The 24,502-nt window shown below is 72.6% G+C and carries 22 protein-coding genes; 10 read left to right on the forward strand and 12 right to left on the reverse strand.

Translation table 11 applies throughout. The annotated features are described in order from the left end of the window. Positions 1-144 precede the first annotated feature (144 nt). Together HDA43_RS28195 and HDA43_RS28200 are read left to right on the forward strand one after the other, a co-directional pair. Entirely contained in the window at positions 145-708 is a 564-nt protein-coding gene (locus tag HDA43_RS28195; RefSeq protein WP_179827029.1) for an ATP-binding protein, read from the forward strand. 264 nt (positions 709-972) lie between these two features. Next, a complete protein-coding gene (locus tag HDA43_RS28200) occupies positions 973-1,284 on the forward strand; it encodes a hypothetical protein (protein ID WP_179827030.1) in 312 nt (103 codons plus the stop codon). A gap of 180 nt (positions 1,285-1,464) precedes the next feature. Here HDA43_RS28200 and HDA43_RS28205 read toward each other — a convergent pair whose 3' ends face one another. The 3 genes from HDA43_RS28205 to HDA43_RS28215 form a co-directional block, all read right to left on the reverse strand. Further along, complete coding sequence (locus HDA43_RS28205; protein ID WP_179827031.1) at positions 1,465-1,995, reverse strand: hypothetical protein; 531 nt, start codon at positions 1,993-1,995, stop codon at positions 1,465-1,467. 206 nt (positions 1,996-2,201) lie between these two features. Further along, positions 2,202-2,984, reverse strand: coding sequence for a neutral zinc metallopeptidase (locus HDA43_RS28210; RefSeq protein ID WP_179827032.1), 783 nt, complete (start codon positions 2,982-2,984; stop codon positions 2,202-2,204). Between the two features lie 173 nt (positions 2,985-3,157). After that, positions 3,158-4,021, reverse strand: a complete 864-nt coding sequence (locus HDA43_RS28215; protein WP_179827033.1) for a neutral zinc metallopeptidase — start codon at positions 4,019-4,021, stop codon at positions 3,158-3,160. Positions 4,022-4,163: 142 nt separating this feature from the next. On the opposite strand from HDA43_RS28215, the gene dxs reads away from it, so the two are divergent. Both dxs and HDA43_RS28225 read left to right on the forward strand, forming a co-directional pair. Then, a complete protein-coding gene (gene dxs / locus HDA43_RS28220; RefSeq protein ID WP_179827034.1) occupies positions 4,164-6,146 on the forward strand; it encodes a 1-deoxy-D-xylulose-5-phosphate synthase in 1,983 nt (660 codons plus the stop codon). Positions 6,147-6,346: 200 nt separating this feature from the next. Next, positions 6,347-7,828 carry an amino acid permease gene (locus HDA43_RS28225; RefSeq protein ID WP_179827035.1) on the forward strand — a complete coding sequence of 494 codons (1,482 nt, stop codon included), beginning with the start codon at positions 6,347-6,349 and terminating at the stop codon, positions 7,826-7,828. Positions 7,829-7,894: 66 nt separating this feature from the next. Here the strand turns inward: HDA43_RS28225 and HDA43_RS28230 are convergent, their stop codons facing one another. From HDA43_RS28230 to HDA43_RS28240, 3 genes are all read right to left on the reverse strand, one after another. After that, positions 7,895-8,365, reverse strand: a complete 471-nt coding sequence (locus tag HDA43_RS28230) for an SSI family serine proteinase inhibitor (protein WP_179827037.1) — start codon at positions 8,363-8,365, stop codon at positions 7,895-7,897. Between the two features lie 224 nt (positions 8,366-8,589). Continuing rightward, positions 8,590-10,662, reverse strand: a complete 2,073-nt coding sequence (locus HDA43_RS28235) for a 3-hydroxyacyl-CoA dehydrogenase NAD-binding domain-containing protein (RefSeq protein WP_179827039.1) — start codon at positions 10,660-10,662, stop codon at positions 8,590-8,592. Then, on the reverse strand, positions 10,659-11,858 hold the full coding sequence (locus HDA43_RS28240) for a thiolase family protein (RefSeq protein WP_179827041.1): 1,200 nt from the start codon (positions 11,856-11,858) through the stop codon (positions 10,659-10,661). Before HDA43_RS28240 ends, HDA43_RS28235 begins: the two co-directional genes overlap by 4 nt. Before the next feature lie 260 nt (positions 11,859-12,118). On the opposite strand from HDA43_RS28240, the gene HDA43_RS28245 reads away from it, so the two are divergent. Further along, a complete protein-coding gene (locus HDA43_RS28245) occupies positions 12,119-13,126 on the forward strand; it encodes a LacI family DNA-binding transcriptional regulator (RefSeq protein WP_179827043.1) in 1,008 nt (335 codons plus the stop codon). Positions 13,127-13,259: 133 nt separating this feature from the next. Here HDA43_RS28245 and HDA43_RS28250 read toward each other — a convergent pair whose 3' ends face one another. From HDA43_RS28250 to HDA43_RS28270, 5 genes are all read right to left on the reverse strand, one after another. Further along, positions 13,260-14,093: a sugar phosphate isomerase/epimerase family protein gene (locus HDA43_RS28250; protein WP_179827045.1), complete on the reverse strand. Its 834-nt coding sequence runs from the start codon at positions 14,091-14,093 to the stop codon at positions 13,260-13,262. A gap of 61 nt (positions 14,094-14,154) precedes the next feature. Further along, a complete protein-coding gene (locus tag HDA43_RS28255; protein WP_179827047.1) occupies positions 14,155-15,285 on the reverse strand; it encodes a dihydrodipicolinate synthase family protein in 1,131 nt (376 codons plus the stop codon). Further along, positions 15,285-16,427, reverse strand: a complete 1,143-nt coding sequence (locus tag HDA43_RS28260) for a Gfo/Idh/MocA family protein (protein ID WP_179827049.1) — start codon at positions 16,425-16,427, stop codon at positions 15,285-15,287. The genes HDA43_RS28255 and HDA43_RS28260 overlap by 1 nt, the downstream gene beginning before the upstream one ends. A 275-nt stretch (positions 16,428-16,702) precedes the next feature. Continuing rightward, positions 16,703-17,929 carry a ribonuclease D gene (locus tag HDA43_RS28265; protein ID WP_179827051.1) on the reverse strand — a complete coding sequence of 409 codons (1,227 nt, stop codon included), beginning with the start codon at positions 17,927-17,929 and terminating at the stop codon, positions 16,703-16,705. Further along, a complete protein-coding gene (locus HDA43_RS28270) occupies positions 17,926-18,522 on the reverse strand; it encodes a DUF3000 domain-containing protein (protein ID WP_179827053.1) in 597 nt (198 codons plus the stop codon). Before HDA43_RS28270 ends, HDA43_RS28265 begins: the two co-directional genes overlap by 4 nt. 174 nt (positions 18,523-18,696) lie before the next feature. Here HDA43_RS28270 and HDA43_RS36125 point away from each other — a divergent pair, with 174 nt between their 5' ends. Together HDA43_RS36125 and hemE are read left to right on the forward strand one after the other, a co-directional pair. Further along, entirely contained in the window at positions 18,697-18,822 is a 126-nt protein-coding gene (locus HDA43_RS36125) for a hypothetical protein (protein WP_281395606.1), read from the forward strand. A 439-nt stretch (positions 18,823-19,261) separates the two neighbouring features. Next, on the forward strand, positions 19,262-20,299 hold the full coding sequence (gene hemE / locus HDA43_RS28275; protein ID WP_179827055.1) for a uroporphyrinogen decarboxylase: 1,038 nt from the start codon (positions 19,262-19,264) through the stop codon (positions 20,297-20,299). 7 nt (positions 20,300-20,306) lie between these two features. Here the strand turns inward: hemE and HDA43_RS28280 are convergent, their stop codons facing one another. Then, a complete protein-coding gene (locus tag HDA43_RS28280) occupies positions 20,307-21,323 on the reverse strand; it encodes a DUF4349 domain-containing protein (protein WP_179827057.1) in 1,017 nt (338 codons plus the stop codon). A 132-nt stretch (positions 21,324-21,455) separates the two neighbouring features. Here HDA43_RS28280 and hemG point away from each other — a divergent pair, with 132 nt between their 5' ends. From hemG to HDA43_RS28295, 3 genes are all read left to right on the forward strand, one after another. Further along, the gene (hemG, locus tag HDA43_RS28285) at positions 21,456-22,892 is read left to right on the forward strand and encodes a protoporphyrinogen oxidase (protein WP_179827058.1); all 1,437 of its coding nucleotides are present in this window, start codon (positions 21,456-21,458) and stop codon (positions 22,890-22,892) included. A gap of 145 nt (positions 22,893-23,037) precedes the next feature. Next, positions 23,038-23,682 (forward strand): hydrogen peroxide-dependent heme synthase, encoded by a 645-nt coding sequence (gene hemQ / locus HDA43_RS28290; protein WP_179828760.1) that lies wholly within the window; start codon positions 23,038-23,040, stop codon positions 23,680-23,682. Positions 23,683-23,868: 186 nt separating this feature from the next. Then, positions 23,869-24,477: a hypothetical protein gene (locus HDA43_RS28295; protein ID WP_179827061.1), complete on the forward strand. Its 609-nt coding sequence runs from the start codon at positions 23,869-23,871 to the stop codon at positions 24,475-24,477. The last annotated feature ends 25 nt before the right edge of the window (positions 24,478-24,502 follow it).

Here is a 24,502-nt window from a genome sequence, read left to right on the forward strand (position 1 = left end):
TCGGGTGGGGTGGTCCGGCGGGCGCGGATGGGGGTCGGCGCGGCGGGCGGTCCGCGTCACCGTGTGCGGGACGGTTCTTCGCACGCACGCGAGGACGCGCACCCAAGGACACCCGCCCGAGAAACACCCATCCGAGGAGACGACATGACCGCTGCCCCCGATGAGGCGAGCCCTGCTCCTGACGAGGTGGGTTCCACTCCCGCTGAGGCGAGCTCCATCTCCGACGAGGCGATCCCTGCTCCCGCCGATGATGCCCTCGCCTGCGGTGAGGTGGCGCCGATGCTGGTGGACGCCATGGTGGGGCTGTGGCCCGGGGGCATGACCTACCGGCGGACCTTCCCCGGCCGCGCCGACCAGGTCCCGGAGGCCCGCCGCTTCGTCCGCTTCCTGCTGGAGGACTCCGCCCGCCGCGACGACGCCGAGCAGATCGTCGCCGAGCTGGCCGCCAACGCGGTCGCGCACACCGCCAGCGGGCAGCCGCACGGCACCTTCATCGTGGAGGTGACCCGCAGGACCACCGCGATCCGGGTCACCGTCTACGACTGCGGCTGGGGAGCGACTCCGCGGTTCGCCTCGCGTCGCGGCACCGATGCGCTCGCCGAGAACGGCCGGGGCCTGGCGCTGGTCGCCGGCCTGGCCGTACGGGTCGGGGTGCGGGGCACGCAGGCGGTGGGCCACGCGGTCTGGGCCGAGCTGCCCCCACGGTGAGCACTCCGCCGGGCCGCCCCGTGGCGAAGCGCCCGGTCGAGCCGCCCTCTCGATGGGCGTCCTGCGGAACCGCCTTGAGGCGAGCGCCCCGCCGGGCCGTCCCGGAAGGAGCGCCACGAAACCGTACGGGGTTCCACAACCGATCCGGACCAAGATCGGCAGGTCCCTTGGTGATCAATTGACTGCCCCGAGTGGCGGCGTCCCGACACTGTCAGGAGGGAACGCGTCCGCGCTCCCGACGGATCTCTCGGGGGGCGGGAAACGGTGAACGCGCAGGGTGCGCTGGTGACGACGCCGGCCGTACGGGCCGCGTGGCGGCTTCGCGACGAGCTGGCGGGCAGGGGTGTCCTGGGCGACGTTCACGGCGGGTACGGCCTGGCGCTGGTGCTGCTCTGGGCCGACCTGGTGGTCTGGACGGACGGCGCGGTCTACCGGTGGTGGACCGGCCGCACGTCACCGAAGACCGGCCGCCGCCTCTACATGGTGTACGGCGTGCACGACCTGGCCGTCACCGTCCGCGGGGTCATGCTGCGCTGCGCGGACCTCTACGAGAGTGGGGGAGTGCCGGTGCGATGAGGGAGGTACGGACCGTTGCTGTGCCCGATCTCTCCTGCTGCATCGGCCTTTTCGACATTTGTGAGAAATTACGGCTTTGTTCATGCATGGGGTGCGCTGCGGGGGGCAGAGGCTCGGGCGAGGGGATGTGAGGAGACGGGCCGCCCTCCCGCCGGGCCAGCGGGACGGCGGCCCTCGCCGTTACCTGATCATTCCGGCGACCAGGTTGCGCAGCTCGATGTGACCGGCCTTGACCTCGGCCACGTCGCCCTCGACACGCTTCATGGAGGATTCGAGGTTGCCGGCGGACCGCTTGACCGCCCCGAGGTCCCCTCGGATCTCCTTGATCTCCTCCTTCACCCCTCCGAGCTCGTTTCGGAGCCCTCCGACTTCGCTCCGGACTCCTCCGATCTCACCCCGGAGGCTTCTGGCCTCGGTGTAGAGATCCTTCCGGAGTTCTCTGATCTCGGCGTGAAGTTCCTCCCGGAGTCCTCCGACCTCGGCTCGGAGTCCCTCTTGATCCTTTCGGAGTGCTTCCTGGCCCTCCCGGAGTCCTCCAACCTCGGCTCGGAGTTCCTCCTGGCCCTTCCGGAGTTCCTCCTGACCCTTCTGGAGGTCGCCGAGGGCCGCGAGGATCGCCACCGACACCTTCGACTGCTCCAGGGACCAGGTGCGCAGGTCGGCGACATCCCGCTCCAGGAGCGAGATCCGTGCTTCCGTATTCGTGCTCAACGCGTCCTTCTCCTCGTTGTCACGCGCGATAGGGGGAATCGCCTGACGTGGAGGGCGTCCAGGCGGGACCAGCTTACGCACCGTGAGCGGCGTGTCGCCGGAGGTTTCCGCCGGAGTCGCCGGTGGTCGCGGCCGTGGGAGGGCGGAGCTTCCTCCGGGTGGAAGAGAACCACCCCGGATAGCCTCCAGGGTGGCGTCGGCGTGGGTCAGGAGACCTTGGAAGGAGCGGCGGTCCAGGTGTTGCAGGCGCCCGGGCTCTCCTGGGTGAAGCCGCGGTTCAGCCAGTGGGCGACGTTCCGGGCCTTGCCGTGGCTGACGGTGTCGTAGGCGTAGCTGACGACGTAGCGGAGGTCGGACTCGCTGCGGCCGAGGTCGCGCCAGATGCTGCCGATGAAGGCGCCGCCGAGGCATTCGGCCTGGAGCTCGATCTTCCGGATGTCGGCGAGGAGGGCCTTCTTGGTCCGGTACTTCCGGTGGTCGAGGGCGCCCGTCATCCCGGAGAGCCGCTGCACGTGGTGGCCGTACTCGTGGGCGATGACCTCCAGCAGGAACAGCTCGGTCGACTCCGACAGGATGGACGGGTTCAGCAGGAAGGTGATCTTCTTGGTCTTCGCGCAGTAGACCGCCTGGGCGCCCTTCGGGAACGGTCCACAGCCGGTCGGGTAGCCGAGCCTTGCGGTGGTCTGGAAGCCGGGCTTGGAGAAGGGCAGCTTGGCCTTGGCGAACTGCCTGCCCCAGGTGTCGTTGAGGCACTCGACCACGAACTCCAGGTAGACCCGGGAGGAGTCGAGGTCGTCCGCCTTGACGGGCTGCTCCTGGCAGGAGGTGACGTCGAGGGTGCCGGTCTTGTAGATCGGGTTGCTGGTCAGGGCCTTGGTGCCCGTGGGCGCGGGGGCCGCCTCCTGCCCGGCGACGCCCGCGGCGGCCGTGCCGGTGAACAGCAGGCCCGCGAACACGCCCGAGAGCAGGGTGATGAGGGGGGTACGCATGATCATGAACCCTATAGAGGCATAAAGCGAGGGTAAAGCGGATTGAGGATATGTGCGATGTGGTCCGGGAGAACGTGCCCCGGGAATTCGAAAGACCGCGCCCCGGGAAACGGCGCGCGGCCGTAACCCTTTCCCCAAGGGGTACGGCCGCGCGGTGAGGAGGGGGGAAAGGCTCAGGCGACCCGGGCGCTGGAGACGGTCCAGGTGTTGCAGGACGACGGCGAGCCGGAGTTGAAGCCGCGGTTCAGCCAGTAGGCCTGGCTGCGGCCCTTGCCGTGGTCGTTGGTCGGCCAGACCTTCTGGCCGTTCTGGACGGTCCAGCGGATCATCGCGTCCCAGTGGTCCTGCGGGACCGGCAGGTCGTCGGAGATCTGGCGGAGGAACGCCGCGCCCATGCAGTCGGCCTGCAGCTCCAGGCGGCGGGAGTAGGCGAGCTTGGTGGAGGTGCCGGCCCGCCAGACGGTCTGGCCGTAGTAGCCCATGATCCCGGCGAGCTGCTGCACGTGGTGAGCGTACTCGTGGGCCATGAACTGCGCGTTGTTGGGCGCGTACGGCTGCTTCAGCACCGACCGGAACACGCCGATGTAGATGGTGCGGTTGCTGGAGCAGTAGTAGCCGCCGGCGCCGCCCGGCCACCTGCCGCAGGGGCTTCCCACCTTGGTGGTGGTGAAGCGGAGCCTGGGCTGGGCGAAGGACAGGCCGGCCTTGCGGAACTGGGTCTTCCACGCCAGGTTCAGGCAGCGGTTCACCCTGGTCATGAAGGCCCGGTAGGAGGCGGCGCTGCCCGCGCGGATCTCCCCGGCGGCGCAGGTGACGTTGGGGAGCAGACCGGTGCGGTAGAGGGGGTTGGCGGTCGCGGCGGTACGGCCGCGCGGGGGAGCCTTCACCGTGGCGGCGGAGGTGGTCGCCGTGGTGGCGGCTCCGGCGGCGGGAGCGGTGACGGTGGCGGCCTCGGCGGCGCCGGTGGCCATGACCAGGCCGAACGCCAGGGGAGCGACCACCAGTGACGAGAGTTGTCTGAAGGGGAAAGTGCTCATGGTGAGGCAAAGGCTAGTCCAACTGTGTACAAAACATGCGGAAACCCCACGCTGAACGTGCAGAATCCGCTGTCTTGGAGGCACGGGCCGTCGCGCGAACTAGACTCGTCCCAGATGCTGACTGGACAGAGGGGATGATTCCGTGAGTGAGCGGACCGGGCGGCCTGGCAGTCTTCTGGAAACGGTCAAGGGACCGGGAGACCTGAAGCTGCTGCGGGCAGAGGAGCTGCCGCGGCTCGCCGCCGAGATCCGCGACCTGCTGGTCAGCTCCACGGCGCGTATCGGCGGCCATCTGGGCCCCAACCTGGGGGTCGTCGAGCTGACGATCGCCCTGCACCGGGTGTTCGACTCGCCGCGTGACACCCTCCTGTGGGACACCGGCCACCAGGCGTACGTCCACAAGATGCTCACCGGCCGCGCCGACCGGTTCGACACGCTCCGCCAGGAGGGCGGCCTGTCGGGTTACCCGAGCCAGGCCGAGTCCGAGCACGACGTCATCGAGAACTCCCACGCCTCCACCGCGCTGTCGTACGCCGACGGCCTGGCCAAGGCGTTCAAGCTGCGCCGCGAGGCCGACCGCACGGTCGTCGCGGTGATCGGCGACGGGGCGCTCACCGGCGGCATGGCCTGGGAGGCGCTCAACAACATCGCGGCGAGCAGGGACCTGCCGCTGATCATCGTGGTCAACGACAACGGCCGCTCCTACTCGCCGACGATCGGCGGCCTCGCCTCCCACCTGGCCTCGCTGCGCGCCACCCAGCGCTACGAGGACGTGCTCGACTTCGTCAAGGACAACCTGACGAAGGTGCCGCTCGTCGGCCCGCCGGTCTACGACGCGCTGCACGGCGTGAAGAAGGGGCTCAAGGACGTCCTGGCCCCGCAGGTGATGTTCGAGGACCTCGGCCTGAAGTACATCGGGCTGGTCGACGGCCACGACGAGCAGGCGGTCGAGGCCGCGCTGCGCAAGGCCCGGGGCTTCCGCCGCCCGGTCATCGTGCACGTGCTCACCAAGAAGGGCTTCGGCTACTCCTTCGCCGAGAACCACGGCGAGGACTGCTTCCACTCGCCCGGCGTCTTCGACCCGCTGACCGGCGAGGAGAAGCCCAAGCCGCACGGCTGGACCAACGTCTTCAGCCAGGAGATCGTACGGCTGGGCGCCGAGCGCAAGGACCTCGTGGCGATCACCGCGGCGATGCTCGGCCCGACCGGGCTGGCCCCGTTCGCGGAGGCGTTCCCCGACCGCCTGTACGACGTCGGCATCGCCGAGCAGCACGCGCTGACCAGCGCCGCGGGCCTGGCGCTGGGCGGCCTGCACCCGGTGGTGGCGGTCTACGCGACGTTCCTCAACCGGGCCTTCGACCAGCTACTGATGGACGTCGCCCTGCACCGGTTGCCGGTCACGGTCGTCCTGGACCGGGCGGGCGTCACCGGCGACGACGGCGCCAGCCACAACGGCATGTGGGACCTGTCGATCCTGCAGGTCGTCCCGGGCCTGTCCATCGCCGTGCCGCGTGACGAGCCGCGGCTGCGCGAGCTGCTGGCCGAGGCGGTGGCCGTCGACGACGGCCCCACCGTCGTGCGCTACCCCAAGGGCCCGGTGCCCGGCGAGGTCGAGGCGATCGGCAGGCTCGGCACGATGGACGTGCTGCGCGCGGGCGGCCCCGGCCTGCCCGTGGAGGACACGGCGCCTTCCCCGGCGGAAGGCGGCCCGGCGGCCGGCGGGCTCGACGTGCTGTTCGTGTCGGTCGGCCCGATGGCCGAGACCTGCCTGGAGGCCGCCGCGCTGCTGGACGCGCAGGGGATCTCCGCCACCGTGGTCGACCCCCGCTGGGTCAAGCCGCTGGACGAGGCGCTGGTGGCCGCCGCGGCGGCGCACCGGCTGGTCGTGGTGGTCGAGGACAACGGCAGGGTCGGCGGTGTGGGCGACGCGGTCGCCCGCCTGCTGCGCGACGCCGACGTCGACGTCCCGGTCCGCACCTACGGCGTCCCGCAGCGGTTCCTGGACCACGCCAAGCGGGCGAAGATCCTCAGCGACATCGGGCTGACCTCCCAGGACATCGCCAGGGAGGTCACCGAGGCGGTGGCGCGGCGGACGCCGGCGCTGGAGAGCGACCCGGCGCGCTGACCGCGGCGGGCCCCACACGACGGACTCCGTCGCGGGCCGGCCCGACACGCCGTCTCGGCCCGGCACGCCGTTTCGGTGCGGACATCGGCGGCCGGAGACTTTTCCGGGGAGAACCCGTATCGCGACCGTTCAGGAGTTGATCCTATGGGCATGACCTGACCCATGGGGCGCAGCGACTCCGGACGGTCAAGGGGGATTTCGTGGGCGTTTTCCGCGTCAAGTCGGTAGAGCAGTCGATCGAGGACACCGAGGCGCCGGAGCACCGGTTGCGCAAGGACCTGTCCGCGCTGGACCTGACGGTCTTCGGCATCGGCGTCATCATCGGCACCGGCATCTTCGTGCTCACCGGCCGGGTCGCCAGGGACCTGGCCGGGCCGTCGGTGGCCCTGTCGTTCGTGGGAGCCGGCATCGTCTGCGCGCTCGCCGCGCTGTGCTACGCCGAGTTCGCCTCCACCGTCCCGGTCGCCGGATCGGCCTACACCTTCGCCTTCGCCACGCTCGGCGAGTTCCCCGCCTGGATCATCGGCTGGGACCTGACGCTGGAGCTCATGCTCGCCGCCGCGGTCGTCGCCGTCGGCTGGTCGGGCTACCTGACGTCGCTGCTGGAGTCGGCCGGGATGTCCCTGCCCACCGCGATAGCCGGGGAGGGTGCGGCCTTCAACCTGCCCGCGGCGCTGATCGTGCTGGTCCTGACCGGGATCCTGGTCGCGGGCGTCAAGCTCTCGTCCCGGTTCAACCTGGTCGTCGTCGCCATCAAGGTCACCGTGGTGCTGCTGGTCATCGTGGCCGGGTTGTTCTTCGTCAAGGGGGCCAACTACACCCCGTTCATCCCGCCGGCCAAGCAGACCCCCGCGGTGGAGGGGCTGGCGGCGCCGCTGATCCAGGTGGTGTTCGGCATCAGCCCGGTCGCCTTCGGCGTGATGGGCATCTTCAGCGCCGCCGCGATCGTGTTCTTCGCCTACATCGGCTTCGACGTGGTCGCCACCGCCGCCGAGGAGACCCGCAACCCGCAGCGTGACCTGCCCATCGGCATCATCGGCTCGCTCGTCATCTGCACCGTCCTGTACGTCGCGGTCTCCCTGGTCGTCGTCGGGATGGAGCCCTACTCGCGGCTCAGCGAGGCGGCGCCGCTGGCCGACGCGTTCAAGGCGGTCGGCCAGACGTGGGCGGCCACGCTCATCAGCATCGGCGCGCTGGCCGGGCTCACCACGGTCGTGATGATCCTCATGCTGGGGCAGTCGCGGGTGACGTTCGCGATGTCCCGCGACAACCTGCTGCCCGGGTGGTTCGCCAAGGTTCACCCGAAGTTCGGCACGCCGTACCGGATCACGATCCTGATGGGTTGCGTGGTCGCGCTGCTGGCCGGGCTGGTGCCGCTGTCGGCGATCGCCGAGCTGGTCAACATCGGCACGCTGTTCGCGTTCGTCATCGTCTCGATCGCGGTCGTCATCCTCCGCCGCACCCGGCCGGACCTGCCGCGCTCCTTCCGCACCCCGCTGGTGCCGTTCGTGCCGATCCTGTCGGTGCTGGCCTGCCTGTACCTGATGCTGAACCTGCCGGTGGAGACCTGGATCCGGTTCGTGGTGTGGATGATCCTCGGCGTCGTCGTCTACGCCGTGTACGGCTACCGCCACAGCCGGGTGGCGGGCCGCGAGGTGGGCGCCGGGAAGACGGGCCGTTGAAAGACGGCCTCCAGCGGCGGGACGGGCCTCGGGAAAGCGGGACGGGCTCCGGAAGCGGGACGGGCTTCAGAAGCGGAACAGCGGGCCGGTGAGGGCCGTCATCTCGCAGCCGTTGTCGTAGGTCCGGGTGAACCGGACGGGCCTGCCCGCCCAGGTGCCGAACGCGCCGACGGTGTGCGGGTCGTACTCCGGAGGGCAGATCATGTCGATGTCGTAGGCGAGCCTCGGCAGGTCGCCGTCCACCTGGCGCAGCAGTCCGCAGGCCGTGGCCGGGTCCGGGTGGCTGCCGCCGTCCCCGGCGTCGCCGCACCGCAGCACGACGCTCTTGGCCGGGCCGCCGGCGACCGAGAGGGTGAGCGTGAGGGGCGGGCCGGCTCCGGGCGCGGCGGTGTCCGAGGCGGGGGAGGAGCCGCCGAGGGCGGCGGCGAGGTCGTCCGAGACGCTGGAGGGGCCGTCCGGGACGGATGACTCGGCGGCGTGCGACACGACGGCGAGGGCGAACACCACGACCGCAGAAGCGATCTTGACGGTTCTCATGGCGGGGATGTTCCCCGTGTCGGGTAAGGACCCTGCCGGGATATGGCCAAGGATCTTCCCACTCGCCCCTCACGGGCCGGGGGATCTGCCTGGCCTTTCCCCTGAAAGGCATACAGGAGGGGCCGAAAAGGGCGAGGCGTGAAGCGGGCCGCGCCGCGCTCCGGAGAGCGCCGCGCGGCCCGCACACGGGGTCAGGCCGGAATCGCTTCCGGCCCGCACGCGGGTCAGGCCGGGAGCGACGCCACGCCCGGCGGCAGGAACCGCGGCTGGGCGATGCCCGTGCGGTCCAGGTACGGCGTGATGCCGCCCAGGTGGAACGGCCAGCCGGCGCCCAGGATCATGCACAGGTCGATGTCCTGCGGCGCGGCCACCACGCCCTCGTCGAGCATGATGCGGATCTCCTGCTCCAGGGCGCGCAGCGCGCGCAGCCGCACCTCCTCCGCGGTGGACGGGGAGGTGCCGCCCGCGAAGAAGGCGACCGCCTCGGGGTCGAGCGTGAAGTCGGGCTTGAAGACGCCCGGCTTGCCCGCCGCCACCAGCCGGGCGAGGTTCTCCGACACGCCGAAGCGGTCGGGGAACGCCTGGTGCATGGTCTCGGCGACGTGCAGCGCGACGGCCGGGCCGACGAGCTGGAGCAGCGCGAACGGGCTCATCGGCAGGCCGAGGCCGTCCAGCGCGTGGTCGGCGGTCTCCAGCGGGGTGCCCTCGTCCACCGCGCCGATGACCTCGCCCATGAAGCGGGTCAGGATGCGGTTGACGACGAACGCGGGCGCGTCCTTGACCAGCACCGACGACTTCTTCAGCGTCCTGCCCACGGCGAAGGCGGTGGCCAGCGTCGCGTCGTCGGTCCTCTCGCCGCGGATGATCTCCAGTAGCGGCATCACGGCGACCGGGTTGAAGAAGTGGAAGCCCACCACCCGCTCGGGGTGCTCCAGCTTGGCGGCCATCTCGGTCAGCGACAGCGAGGAGGTGTTGGTGGCCAGCACGCACTCGGCGGAGACGACCTGCTCCACCTCGGCGAACACCTGCTGCTTGACCTTCATGTCCTCGAAGACCGCCTCGATGACGAAGTCGGCGTCGGCGAACGCGTCCTTGGTCAGCGAGCCCGTCACCAGGCCTTTGAGCCGGTTGGCCTGGTCGGCGGAGACGCGGCCCTTGCCGAACAGCTTGTCGATCTCACCGTGGACGTAGCCGACGCCCTTGTCGAGGCGGGCCTGGTCGAGGTCGGTCAGCACGACCGGGACCTCCAGGCGGCGGGCGAACAGCAGCGCCATCTGCGAGGCCATCAGGCCCGCGCCGACGACGCCGACCTTGGTGACCTTGCGGGCCAGCGCCTTGTCCGGGGCCCCGGCGGGCCGCTTGGCGCGGCGCTGCACCAGGTCGAAGGAGTACAGGCCGGCGCGCAGCTCGTCGCTCATGAGGAGGTCGGCCAGGGCCTCGTCCTCGGCGGTGAAGCCCTCGTCGCGGGAGGCGGTGCGGGCCAGCTCGACCAGCTCCAGCGCCCGGTAGGGGGCGGGGGAGGCGCCGCGCAGCTTCATGTCGACGAGGAAGCGGGCGTCGGCGATCGGCTTGGCCCAGTCCTCGGCGGTGTGGTCGGTCCGCGTGACGGTCACCTCGCCGCGCAGCACCTTGGCCGCCCAGCGCAGCGACTCCTCCAGGAAGTCGGCGGGCTCGAACATCGCGTCGGCGATGCCGGCGGCGAAGGCGTCCCGGCCCTTGATCATCCGGTTCTGCGACAGCGGGTTCTCGATGATCAGCTTCAGCGCCGCGGCGGGGCCGATCAGGCGGGGCAGGAGCTGGGTGCCGCCCCAGCCGGGCACCAGGCCGAGGAAGCACTCGGGCAGGGCGACCGCGGGCACGCCGGAGGAGATCGTCCGGTAGGCGCAGTGCAGGGCGATCTCCAGGCCGCCGCCCATGGCCGCGCCGTTGACGAACGCGAACGACGGGACGCTCAGCTCGCCCAGGCGGCGGAACACCCGGTGCCCGAGCCGGCCGATCTCCAGCGCCTGGTCGCGGCCGGCGACCAGCGCGGCGCCCTTGAGGTCGGCGCCGACGGCGAAGATGAACGGCTTGCCGGTGACGCCCACGGCCGCGAGGTCGGTGCGGGCCTCGATCGCGTCGAGGGCCTCCGCCAGGGAGGTGAGGCCGGCCGGGCCGAACGTGGAGGGCTTGGTGTGGTCGAAGCCGTTGTCCAGCGTGATCAGCGCCATGGTGCCGGCGCCGTCGGGCAGCTCCACGTCGCGGACGATGGCGCGGGTGACGACCTCGTCGCTGAAGATTTCCCTGATGTCCGTCACTTCGCACCTTCCCAGGCGAGGTTCTCCCAGATGACCGTTCCGCCCATGCCCATGCCGACGCACATCGTGGTGACGCCGTACCGGACGTCGGGGCGCTCGCCGAACTCGCGGGCGAGCTGCGTCATCAGCCGCACGCCCGAGGAGGCCAGCGGGTGGCCGAAGGCGATGGCACCGCCGTAGGGGTTGACCCGGGCGTCGTCGTCGGCGATGCCGAAGTGCTCCAGGAACGCCAGCACCTGTACGGCGAAGGCCTCGTTGATCTCGAAGAGCCCGATGTCGGAGATCGACAGCCCGGCCAGGCGCAGCGCCCGCTCGGTGGACGGGATCGGGCCGACGCCCATGACCTCGGGGTCCACGCCGGCGAAGGCGTAGGAGACCAGCCGCATCTTGGGAGTGAGGCCCAGCTCGGCGGCGGTGTCGGCGGCGGCCACGATGCAGCCGGTCGCGCCGTCGTTGATGCCGGAGGCGTTGCCCGCGGTGACCCGGCCGTGCGGGCGGAACGGGGTCTTCAGCGTCGCCAGGCCCTCCATGGTGGTGCCGGGGCGGGGGGCCTCGTCGGCGGTGGCCAGGCCCCAGCCCTTCTCGGCGGTCCGGACGGCGACCGGCACGAGGTCGGGCTGGATCCTGCCGTCGGCGTAGGCCTTGGCGACCTTCTCCTGGGAGGCGACGGCGAAGGCGTCGGCGCGCTCCTTCGAGATGTTCGGGTAGCGGTCGTGCAGGTTCTCCGCGGTCATGCCCATGACCAGGGCGGAACCGTCCACGAGCTTCTCGGACAGGAACCGCGGGTTGGGGTCGACGCCCTCGCCCATCGGGTGGCGTCCCATGTGCTCGACGCCGCCGGCGATGGCGACGTCGTAGGCGCCGAAGGCGATGCCGCCGGCGACGTTGGTCACCGCGGTCATCGCGCCGGCGCACATGCGGTCGATCGCGTAGCCGGGGACGCTCTTGGGCAGTCCGGCCAGCACGGCGGCGGACCGGCCGATGGTCAGTCCCTGGTCGCCGATCTGCGTGGTGGCGGCGATGGCCACCTCGTCGACCCGCTCGGGCGGCAGGTTCGGGTTGCGCCGGATCAGCTCACGGATGACGCGGACGACCAGGTCGTCGGCGCGCGTCTCGGCATACAGGCCCTTGGGGCCCGACCTGCCGAACGGCGTGCGCACACCGTCGACGAATACGACGTCACGAGACGAAGGCACGGGTTCGCTCCTCGTTGCTGGGTAGCTTCACCCCCCATGCTACTCGCGGGTAACAACATCTCACACGACCCGCCCCCTCCGCCACGCGCGGGGGCCGGAAAGGCGGGCGGACCAGGCGTGCGAGACGCCCCGGGCGGTGCTCCCGCGCCACCGGGAACCGGAGACGGGCGGGGACCGGCGGGCGGGCCGGACGCGCCCGGGCGGGGTGCGGGGAGGCGGCATCTGCGGCAGACTGGGAAATCGTTTTCCTGGAGGTCGCCATGGTCACTCTCGAAGATGTCGCCCGGCAGGCCGGCGTGTCGCTCGCCACGGCCTCGCGGGTGCTCAACGGCAGCACCCGCCAGGTGGGGGCGTCGCTGCGGGCCAAGGTCGAGCTGGCCGCCCACCAGCTCGGATACCGCACCAACGTGGCGGCCCAGACCCTGGCCAGGGGCGCCAGCAACGTGATCGGCCTCGTCGTCCACGACCTCACCGACCCCTACTTCGCCGCGCTCGCCGACGGCGCCATGCGGGTGGCCGAGAGCCACGAGTTCATGGTCATGGTGGGCACCACGCACCGCGACCCCGAACGGGAGATCGCCTACGTCTCCACCCTGAACGCCCAGCGGGTCCGCGCCGTGCTGCTCACCGGGTCCAGGGTCGACGACGCCGGCCTGACCCGCAGGATGCGCCAGGAGCTCGACCGCTACCTGCAGACCGGCGGCCGGGTGGCCTGCGTCGGCCAGGAGGCGCTGGGCGTCGACACCGTGGTGCCGGGCAACCGCGAGGGCGCCGCCGGGCTGGCCCGGGCCCTCGCCGGTCTGGGGCACCGCCGCTTCGCCGTGCTCGCCGGTCCCGAGCGGCTGCTCACCGCCCGGGACCGGCTGGAGGGGTTCGCCGGGGCGCTCGCCGAACTGGGCCTGCCCGCCCCGCAGGTCGTCCACGGCTCCTTCGACCGCGACGGCGGCCACACCGCGGCGACCGAGGTCTCCGACGCCACCTGCGTGTTCGCGGTCAATGACGTGATGGCGGTGGGCGCGCTGGCGTCCTTCCGGGACCGGGGGGTCGGCGTGCCCGGCGACGTTTCGGTGGCCGGGTTCGACGACATCTCCACCCTGCGGGACCTGGTCCCGCAGCTGACCACCGTACGGCTGCCGCTGGCGGACATGGGGGCGCGGGCGATGGAGCTGGCCCTCACCCCGCCGGGGGACGGCGCGGACGCCGAGCCCCGGATCGAGGCCGTGGCCGGCGAGGTCGTCCTCCGCGAGAGCACCCGCCGCCTCGGCTGAGCCGGCCCGCTCCGGCCCGGGGCACCGCGCGCCCCGGGCCGTCCCCGCGGGCCTTCCCGCCGCGCGGACGGCGGAACAGCGCAGGACATGCCGGACGACCTCCCGGCCGTCCGGCCGTCTCCGGGGCCGGGCCTCAGCGCTCGATCAGCTCGGCGAACCTCGCCTTCACCCGGGCCAGGACCTCGTCGGGGTCGGCGGCCCACACGTCGGCGTTGAAGATCTCCACCTCGATGTCCCCGGTGTAGCCCGCCTCGGCCACCGCCCGGGTCAGCGGCGCGAAGTCGATCACGCCGTCGCCCATCACGCCCCGGCCGAGCAGCACGTCGGCCGGGAGCGGGTGCAGGTGGTCGCACACCTGGTAGGAGGCGATCCGGTCGCCCGCCCGGGCGATCTGCGCCAGGACCTGCGGGTCCCACCACACGTGGAAGGTGTCGACGACCACGCCGACCCGCTCCGCCGGGTACGGCTCGGCCAGGTCGAGCGCCTGCCCGAGGGTGGACAGCACCGCCCGGTCGGCGCAGTACATCGGGTGCAGCGGCTCCAGTGCCAGCCGTACCCCCCGCTCGGCGGCGTACGGGACCAGCTCGGCCAGCGCCCCGGCGACGCGCTCCCTGGCCCCGGCGAGGTCGCGGTCCACCGCGGGGGAGGGCTCGCCGGGCGTCACGCCCGGCAGGCCGCCGACCACCATGACCAGGCACGCCGCGCCCAGCGTGGCGGCCTCGTCGATCGCCCGCCGGTTGTCGTCGAGCGCCTCCCTGTCCCCGGAGGTCAGGAAGCCGCCCCGGCACAGCGACGACACCCGCAGGCCCGCGTCGGCCACCAGCTTCACGGTCTCGTCCAGCCCCTGCGCGGCGACGTCCTGCCGCCACAGGCCGATCGCCCCGACGCCGTGCCGTACGCAGCCCTCGACGGCCTCGGCCACCGACCACCGCCTGGTGGTCCACTGGTTCAGCGACAGACGGCTCATCGCGCCGCCTCCTCTCCCGCCGCGGCCCGCGCCCGGTCCGCCCGCGTCCGTGCCCGTCCGCTCAGCATCCGTGCACCGCCAGCAGCGACCGCATCCGGTGCACGGCCATCTCCGGGTCGGCCAGCAGCCCGGCCCGGTCGGCCAGGCGGAACACCTCGGCCAGGTGCGGCAGCGAGCGCGACGCCTGGGCGCCGTTCACCATGGTGAAGGCGTCCTGGTGGCCGTTGAGCCAGGCCAGGAAGACGATGCCGGTCTTGTAGTGGTAGGTCGGCGTCTCGAAGATCTTCCGGGAGAGCGGGACCGTCGGGCCCATGATCTCGTCGTAGCGGGCGGTGTCCCCGGCGTCGAGCGCGGCCAGGGCCGCCGCGGCGGCCGGGGCGATCGCGTCGAAGATCCCCAGCAGGGCGTGGCTGCCCGAGGCGATCAGCGACGGGTAGTTGAAGTCGTCGCCGGTGTAGAGCCGCACGCCCTCCGGCAGCGCCGCGCGCAGCGCGACCTCGTGCCCGGCGTCCAGCAGCGAGACCTTGACGCCCTCGACCACCGCCGCGTGCTCGCGGATCAGCTCCAGGAACGAGGCGGTGGCCTCGGCGACGTCCCGCGAGCCCCAGTAGCCCGCCAGGTTCGGGTCGAACATCTCGCCCAGCCAGTGCAGGATCACCGGGCGGTCGGCCTGCGACAGCAGCTTGCCGTAGACCGCGTGGTAGTCCTCCGGGCCCCGCGCGATCGCGGCGAGCTGCCGGCTGGCCATCAGGATCACGCCGGCCCCGGCCTCGCGGACGGTCTCGGCCTGCTCGGTGTAGGCGGCCGTGACCTCCTCCAGGGTCGCGGCGCCCGGCGCGTGGTCGGTGCCCGCGCCGCAGGCCACCAGCTCGGCCGGGTCGCCGAGCTCCGCGGCCGCGGCGGCGCTGCGCCGGATCAGCTCGCGGGTGGCCGGCCAGTCCAGGCCCATGTTGCGCTGCGCGGTGTCCATCGCGTCGGCCACGCGCAGGCCGTACGACCACAGGTGGCGGCGGAAGCGCAGCGTGGCGTCCCAGTCGACGGCGGCGGGCGCGCCGGGGGTGTTGTCGCCGAGCGGGTCGGCCACCACGTGCGCGGCGGCGTAGACGACGCGGCCACGGGGCGGGCCGGCGGGCCGTTCCCAGGCGACCGGCTCGCGCAGGGTGTGCTCCCCGCCGGGAAGATCGATCCGCATCACCGCTCCATCGCCAGACGGCGGCCCTCGGCGGAGGAGCGCAGGGCCAGCTCGGCGACGCGGACGCCGCGCGCGCCGGAGGCGAAGTCGTGCGGGAACGGCGCGTCCTCCAGCACGTGCCGGACGAACATCTCCCACTGGGTCTTGAAGCCGTTGTCGAACTCGGCGTTGTCCGGCACCTCCTGCCACCCGTCGCGGAACCGCGCCGTGACGGGCAGGTCGGGGTTCCAGACCGGCCTGGGGGTGGCCGCCCGGTGCTGGATCCGGCAGTTGCGCAGCCCCGCGACGGCGCTGCCGTGCGTGCCGTCCACCTGGAACTCCACCAGCTCGTCCCGGTTCACCCGGACGGTCCAGGAGGAGTTGATCTGGGCGACGACGCCGCCCTCCAGTTCGAAGACGCCGTAGGCGGCGTCGTCGGCGGTGGCGGGGTAGGTCTCGCCCCGCTCGTCCACCCGCTCGGGGACGTGGGTGACGGCGTGGGCGTAGACCGACTCGATCCGGCCGAAGAGGTTCTCCAGCACGTAGGTCCAGTGCGGGAACATGTCCAGCACGATGCCGCCGCCGTCCTCGGCGCGGTAGTTCCACGACGGGCGCTGCGCGGCCTGCCAGTCCCCCTCGAAGACCCAGTAGCCGAACTCGCCGCGCACGGACAGGATCCGGCCGAAGAAGCCGCCGTCGATCAGCCGCCTGAGCTTGAGCAGGCCCGGCAGGAACAGCTTGTCCTGCACGACGCCGTTCTTGACGCCCCGGGCGGCGGCGGCCTCGGCCAGTGCCACGGCGTCGCCGTGGTTCTCGGCGGTCGGCTTCTCGGCGTAGACGTGCTTGCCGGCCTCGATCGCCGCGAGGACGGCCTTCACCCGGGCCTGGGTGACCTGGGCGTCGAAGTAGATCAGGTTGGACTCGTCGGCGAGGGCGGCGTCGAGCTCGGTGGTCCACTCCTCGATGCCGTGGTCGGCGGCCAGTTTGGCCAGCTTGTCCGGGTTGCGGCCCACCAGCACCGGCCTGAGCGTCACCCGGCCGCCGTCGGACAGCGTCACGCCGCCCTGCTCGTTGATCGCCAGGACCGAGCGGACCAGATGCTGGCGGTAGCCCATGCGGCCGGTGACGCCGTTCATCACGACGCCGATGCTTCGGTGGGACATCCTTCTCCTGCCTTCTATGGAAAGCGCTTTCCGAGTCACCGTACGGCAGCCGCCGTCTCCTCGGCAAGAATCCCCGGGGGGTTTTCCCGGTTACCCGCGGCGGGAGCCCACCCGGAAGAGCGCTCCGGGGACCGTGTGGAAGGGCACCCGGAGTACGCACGAAAGGGCGTTCCGGAGCGCGGGCGAAGGCGCCCCGGAACGTGCCCGGCCCCGGCGGGGACGCGGCGGAACCGCCGGCGGGCTCAGGAGCGGGCGCCCCGGCGGTTCCGGGGCGCTCAGCCCAGCTCCTTGGCCTCCAGCTCCGTCAGGGCCTTGGCGACGGGACCGGCGGTCAGCTCGATCTGCCACTCCCGGGCGCCCAGCTCGCGCAGCCGGGACGCCACGGTCTCCTCGTCGACGACCGGGGGCGGCTCCCACGTCAGGCGGCGCACGGCGTCCGGCTGGACGAGGTTCTCCGCCGGCATGTGGTGCTCCTCGGCCAGGGAGGTCACCACGGTCCGGGCGGCGGCCAGCCGCCGGGCGGCCACGGGGTCGCGGTCCATCCACCGGTTGGCGGGCGGCGGCCCGTCGCCCGGCGTGCTCGGCTGGGGGAGCTGCGACTCCGGCAGGGTGCGGGCCCTGCCGATCGCGGCCAGCCACTCGCGCAGGTGCTTGCGGGCGCTGCGGCCGGTGAACGGGGGGATCTCGGTGAGGGCCTTGGTGGTGCGGGGCAGCTCCAGGGCCGCGGTGACGATCGCCGAATCTGGCAGCACCCGGCCCGGGGCGAGATCGGCCTCGCGGGCGAACCCGTCGCGGAGCGTCCACAGCTCCCGGACCACGGCCAGCCCGCGCAGCGAGCGGACCTTGTGGATGCCGGAGGTGCGCCGCCAGGGGTCCGAGCGCGGGGCCGGGGCCCGGTGGGCCAGAACGGCGGCGAACTCCTCCTGCGCCCACGCCAGCTTGCCGGTCGCCTTCAGCTCCTCGTACAGCACGTCGCGCAGCTCGACGAGCACCTCGACGTCGAGGGCGGCGTAGCGCAGCCAGTCCTCGGGCAGCGGCCGGGTGGACCAGTCGGCCGCGGAGTACCCCTTCTCCAGCCTGAGACCGAGGACGTTCTCCACCATCAGGCCGAGCCCGACGCGCTCGTAGCCGAGGAGCCGGCCGGCGAGCTCGGTGTCGAACAGCGCGCGCGGGTGGAAGCCCAGCTCGGCCAGGCACGGCAGGTCCTGGGAGGCGGCGTGCAGCACCACCTCGGCGTCGGCCAGCGCCGCGTCCAGCTCCGACAGGTCGGGGCAGCGGATCGGGTCGATCAGCGCGCTGCCCGCACCCGCCCGGCGCAGCTGCACCAGGTAGGCGCGGCCGCTGTAGCGGTAGCCGGAGGCCCGCTCGGCGTCCACCGCCACGGGGCCGGTGCCCGCGGCGAAGGCGCGCACGACGCGGGCGAGCTCGGCGGGATTCTCGACGACGGGAGGTATACCCTCCCTGGGCTCAAGCAGCGGAACGATGGTTGTCTCGTCGGTCACGTTCGAAAGGACTCCGGATCTTCGCGACGGCGCTGCGGCAGGGCCGCCACGCCAGGTGGCAGGGGTGGCATGCCCGCCGCCAGGCACATCAGGTCGCACCAGGCGGCGACGTGGCCGGAGAGGTCTTCCTCCAGCGGGGACCAGGAGGCGCGCAGCTCCAGCTCCGTGGTCACCGGATCCTCGGCCTTGTTGCCGAAGCCCTCCGACACCGCCCTGGTGACGGTGCCGCCGGCCGCGGCGTAGGCGGCGCCGTGGGCGTCGAGCGACTCGGTGAGCCAGCTCCACGCGACCGGGCCCAGCAGCGGATCCTCGGTGATCTCCGGCTCCATGTCGGCCCGGACGTAGGCGACGAGCCGGAACTGGCCGTCCCAGCCGCGCTGGCCGTCGGGGTCGAAGAGCATGATGAGGCGGCCGACGGCCAGCTCGTCGTCGTCGCGGTAGACCGACGCGCCGACGGCGGCCGAGTACGGGGCCAGCCGCTGCGGGGCCGGGATGTCCTCCAGCTCGATCTCCGGTCTGACCTCCGTGGGGCGCAGCGTGGCCGCCGCCCGCCGGAAGGCGGCGGGAACGGGCGCGGCGTCACCGATGGTCATACCGGAAGCGTAGGTCGGAAGTGAGCGCATGGGGACCATTGGGGTGGGTGTAGGAGCCATCGGAAGCGATCAAGCCGACGCCGCCGGCGAGCAGGAGACGCGGGAGACCCCGCCGTCGCGGGGGCCGGTGGGCCCGGGCGGCCCGGAGAACGCCCGGGGCGCGAGGAGCAGCGCGTGGCCGCACTCGACGCACGCCCACTCCGGGCACTCGCCGGGATCGTGACCGTCGGGGCAGGGAGGTTGCTCGAAAACCCGGTCGCCGGCGCAGGAAGCACAGTGCTCATCGCGGTGTTCGAGTGAACGCCACGTTATGGACATCGTGGACATCGCACAGGCCTTTCGTCGGGTCGTGGTCCGACGTTGGCACGTCGCGCCGACATTTCCGCGCAACGTGCTCGGCGTGTCCCGAAAGTGGTGCCGGAATCGGTGCCGCGCGGTGACTTGACGAACATTTGGATCAGCCGGGGGCCGGGCCAGGTTCGTCGATGGGAGGAACTGTACCCGGAAACATGATCGCTTCGTGCCCTCCGGACGGCGGACCCGGCCGCCTGGCGCTTCGGATCGGCTCTCAACTGGGGGACGAAGAACCCAAACCGGTAGAACACTATCGTCATCACGACTTGAAAGTGCCTGGGCGTTGTTATGGATGATCTCAGTGAATAGCTGGTGATTTCGTCCTAGATCGCCCGTGGGTGGCCTGGGTGAGCGGACCGGGACCTGGGCATGGCACCCTGGAAGGGTGAATCCCGAGCTTGCCGACTCCCCGTTCCTGCGCGCCTGCCGCCGACGGCCCGTCCCCCACACCCCCGTGTGGTTCATGCGCCAGGCCGGCCGCTCACTGCCCGAGTACCGGGCCGTGCGCGAGGGGGTGCCGATGCTCGCCGCGTGCGCCACCCCGGACCTCATCGTGGAGATCACGATGCAGCCGGTCCGCCGCTACGGCGTGGACGCGGCCATCTTCTTCAGCGACATCGTGGTGCCGCTCAAGGCGATCGGGATCGACCTCGACATCAAGCCCGGCGTCGGCCCGGTGGTGGCCGACCCGATCCGGGACGCCGCCGCGGTCGAGACGCTGCGCCCCCTCGAACCCGGCGACGTCACCTACGTCACCGAGGCCGTCCGGGCGCTGACCGGCGAGCTGGGCGCCACCCCGCTCATCGGCTTCGCGGGCGCGCCGTTCACCCTGGCCTCCTACCTCATCGAGGGCGGCCCCTCCAAGAGCCACGACCGCACCAAGGCGATGATGTACGGCGAGCCGCGGCTGTGGCACGCCCTGATGGACCGGCTGACCGGGATCACCGTCGGCTTCCTGCGCGTCCAGGCCGAGGCCGGAGCCTCGGCCGTCCAGCTGTTCGACTCCTGGGTGGGCGCGGTCGCCCCCGAGGACTACCGCGAGTTCGTCCTGCCCTACACCAGCCGCATCTTCGCCGCCCTGGCCGACCTGGACATCCCGCGCATCCACTTCGGGGTCGGCACCGGCGAGCTGCTCGGCCTGCTCGGCGAGGCCGGCGCCGACGTGGTCGGCGTTGACTGGCGGGTCCCGCTCGACGAGGCCGCCCGGCGCGTGGGGCCGGGCCGGGCGCTGCAGGGCAACCTCGACCCGGCGGTCCTGTTCGCCCCCTGGGAGGTCGTCGAGCGGCGAGCGGCCGACGTCCTGGCCCGCGGCGCCAAGGCCGAGGGCCACATCTTCAACCTCGGGCACGGCGTGCCGCCCGGCGCCGACCCCGGCCAGCTCGCCCGCCTCACCGACTTCGTGCACGAGACGTCCGCCCGCTGACCCGCCTCTACGGCTCCCCGGCGGCCGCCGGCTCCTCCTGCGCCGCCGGCTCCTCCTGCGCCGCCGGCTCCTCCTCCCGCGCCGCGGGCGGCGGGGTCGGGCGGCCCGGACGGTTGCGGCGGGTACGGCGCAGCACGAACGCCACCACCAGCCACACCAGCCCGGCCGCGATCGTCCAGGGCAGCAGCACGCCCAGCACGGTCAGACCGATCTTCAGGGCCTCGACGAAGCTCCGCCAGCCCGTCCGCAGGCCCCCGAGGAAGCCCGACGACTCGTCCTCCGGCTCGGGGACCACTACCTCGGGGCCGACCAGGTTCAGCGTCAGCGTCGCCATGCTCGTCCTGGCGGCGAGCGACCGCTGCCGGGCCTGGAGCGCCTCCAGCTCCGTCTCGCGGCTGGAGATCTCCCGCTCGATCTCCAGAACCTCACCGATCTTGTTCGCCCGCTTCAGCAGCGCGCGCAGCGAGTCCAGCGACGCCTTCGCCGACCGCACCCGGCTGTCGACGTCGGCCACCTGCTCGGTGACGTCCTTGGTGTTCTGCCGCACCGCCTCGCGGACGCCGAGTTCCTTGCCCAGGCGCTCCAGCACGCCGGGGTAGGCCGACGGCGGGATCTTGAAGACCAGGTTCGCGCTGCCCTGGTCGCCGTTGGAGGAGCCGGACCGCTCGGTGGCGAGGTAGCCGCCGGAGGCGTCGACGAGCCCGCGCGCCCGGTCCGACGCGGCGGCGACGTCCTTGACCCGGACCGTCAGCTCGGCCGTGTAGACGATCTGCCGGTCCTGCGGGACCGGGTCCACCCGCTCGGCCGGCGCCCCCGTGGCGGCCGAGCTCTTCCTCTCCGCGCCGCCCCCGGAGGCCGCCGAGTCGGCGAGACCCTGGTCCTGCGCGACGTCCCTGGCCACGGCGGGCGCGGCCTCACCCGACTGCGAGCTCATCTGGGCGGCCCCGCCGCCGCACGCGGTCAGCGCCAGCATCGTGGCCGTCAGCGCGATCGCCGGCCGTAAGCCGTACCGGAATCTGTTCATGTCCTGATTGACGGAGGTTCGTCCGGCGGGGTTGAGCACGCGCGGTCACGATGCCGTCTCGGTCTCCGCACCGCGCGATCACGGGGGTGGCGGATGCCGGGGCGGCCACGGAGGGGGGTACGGTCAACACCCATGGAACGCAAGCGTCACCACGTGGTGGTCGTCGGCGGGGGGATCGCGGGACTGGCCGCGGCATGGTATCTCGGGCGAGCCGGGGACCGCGTGCGGGTGACCGTGCTCGACAGCGCCCCGAGGGTCGGCGGGAAACTCCTGGCCGCCGAGGTCGCCGGGGTCCAGACGGACGTCGGGGCCGAGGCGATGCTCGCCCGGCGGCCCGAGGGCAAGGAACTGGCCCGGCTGGCCGGCCTGGGCGACGAACTGCGGACGCCCGGCACCACCCGGGGCGCCATCCTCACCCGCGGCACGCCCCGGCCGCTGCCCGCCGGGCAGGTCATGGGCGTCCCCTCCGACCTGGGGGCGCTGGCCAGGTCGGGCATCCTGTCGCCGGGCGGCCTCGCGCGCACGCCGCTGGACCTCGTGCTGCCGGCCACGCTCATCGACACCGACGTGTCGGTGGCCGCCTACATCCGTGCCCGGATGGGCACCGAGGTGGTCGACCGCCTGGTCGAGCCGCTGCTCGGCGGCGTCTACGCGGGCCGGGTCGAACGGCTCTCGCTGGACGCGACGATGCCGAAGATCGCCATGGCGGCCCGCTCGGAGCGGTCGCTGCTCAACGCCGCCCGCCGCATCGCCGCCGAGGCGCCCAAGGACGCCGGGCCCGTCTTCACCTCCCTGCGCGAGGGGATGGGCAGCCTGCCCGGGGCGGTGGCCGCCGCCTCCGGCGCGCTGGTGCGGACCGGCGTCACCGTGCGGGAGCTGCGCCGCACCGCGGACGGCTGGCGGCTGGTGACCGGGCCGGTGCCCGATCCGGAGGTCGTCGAGGCCGACGCCGTGGTCCTCGCCACCCCGGCCACCCCGACGGGCCGCCTGCTGGCGGAGGAGGCTCCGGCGGCCGCGGCCGAGCTGGCCCGGATCGAGTACGCGAGCATGGCCATCGTCAGCCTGGCCTACCCGCGCGCGGCGTTCCCCCGGCTGCCCGAGGGGAGCGGCTACCTCGTCCCGGCGGTCGACCGCCGCCCGGTCAAGGCCGTCACGTTCAGCTCCGTCAAGTGGCCGCACCTGGCCGAGGCCGACCCCGATATCGTCCTGCTGCGCTGCTCGATCGGCCGCCTGGGCGAGGAGGCGGTGCTCCAGCGCGAGGACACCGAGCTGGTGGCCCTGGCGACGGCCGAGATGGCCGAGGTCATGGGCGTGTGCGGGCTGCCGCTCGACTCCCGGGTGACCCGCTGGGGCGGCTCCCTGCCGCAGTACGAGGTGGGCCACCTCGACCGGGTCGCCCGCATCCGCGCGGCCGTCGCGGACCGGCCCGGCCTGGCGCTGTGCGGCGCCGCCTACGACGGCGTCGGCATCCCGGCCGTCATCTCCACCGCCCGTACGGCGGCGGCCCGGATTCTGGACCACCTGGACCCCGCGGGAGAATGGCGGAAGGAAGAGTCGAAGGCCCGCTGAACGGGCGGCCGGAGACGGCCGACACGACGAACGCGACGAACACGACTGGAACGACGGAGCCCGAGGGGCTCCCGGAGGGGTGAGGACGACGGACGGGAACCCGAGGCCCAAGGCGCGCGACCTGAACCACGTGATCCGCTACACGATGTGGTCGGTCTTCAGGTTGCGTGAGCGCTGCCCGGCGACCGGACGCGAGGGCATGGCCGAGGAGGTCGAGGCCCTCCTGGCGCAGGCGGCGGAGAAGGACGTGGTCACCCGCGGCCTGTACGACGTGGCCGGCTTCCGGGCCGACGCGGACTTCATGTTCTGGTGGCACGCGCCGACCCCGGAGGACCTGCAGGAGACCTACTCGCGCTTCCGCCGCACCGCGCTGGGGGAGCTGACCGAGCCGGTCTGGTCGGCCATGGCGTTGCACCGCCCGGCCGAGTTCAACAAGTCCCACATCCCGGCGTTCCTCGCCGAGGAGGAGCCGCGGGGCTACGTCAGCGTCTACCCGTTCGTCCGCTCCCTGGAGTGGTACCTCCTGGACGACGCCGACCGGCGCCGCATGCTGGCCGAGCACGGCCGGATGGCCCGCGACTACCCCGACGTGCGGGCCAACACCGTCGCCTGCTTCTCGCTGAACGACTACGAGTGGATGCTCGCCTTCGAGGCCGACGACCTGCACCGCATCGTCGACCTGATGCGCACCCTGCGCGGCGCCGAGGCCCGCAGGCACACCCGGGTGGAGATCCCCTTCTACACCGGCATCCGCAAGCCCGTCGGCGAGCTGGTGGCGGCGCTGCCGTAGGCCCGCGCCGGACCCTCCGTACGGTCCCGCCCGGCCTGCGTGTGCCCGCCGGAGACGGCCGGTCCGGGCGGCCCCGCCCAGGACCGGTCCCGGCGCGGGGACGCCCGGCGAATCCGGTGAAACGCTCGATTAGTTCCCCGGGCGTTGTCATACTCGGGGAAAACACCTGTCGATGTGAGGCCAAAGGTGAACACGGGCGCGGGTCTGGCACGGTCCACGGGGCGCGGAGGCGGGCGCCGCAGGAGAAGGGCCCGGCCGCGGGCACTGGAGATCTCGGTCGGCGCGACCGCGCTGGCGGTCGCGGTCCTGGCGCTGGGCCGCTCGATGCTCGCCGCGGACCCGCCGCCCGTCCCGGAGGCGCAGAAGCACCTCCTGGCCGCGCCGCAGCAGGGCGCCGGGAACGGCAGGGCGGTGGGCGTGCTGCCGGGCGGCAAGGCGGGCAGCGGCAACGGGTCCGGCGACGGGGCCAAGGCGGACGGTCCGTCCAAGCACAGCGACCCGAGGGCGTTCGCCTACTTCGCGGCGCACAAGGCGACGAAGCGGGTCAAGGACATCCGCGTCGTCGGCGGCTACCTGCGGATCTACACCGACCTGCCGGACTCGGCGGACAACTCCAAGCAGGCGATCAAGCTGTGCGAGACCGGCCTCGACTATCTCGTGGGGGAGCTCGGCTCGGTGAACCCCGTCGTCTTCGTCCAGGCGAAGTTCGGCGAGAACGGCAACCCCGTCCTGGCCAACATCCTCGGCCCCGGCGACTCCGACTGCCGCGTCACCTATCCCAGGCCCGGGGGCTAGGCCCGCCCCGCGGGCCTTCGCCGTA

Source organism: Streptosporangium sandarakinum (genome assembly GCF_013409935.1).
Lineage (GTDB): Bacteria > Actinomycetota > Actinomycetes > Streptosporangiales > Streptosporangiaceae > Streptosporangium > Streptosporangium nondiastaticum.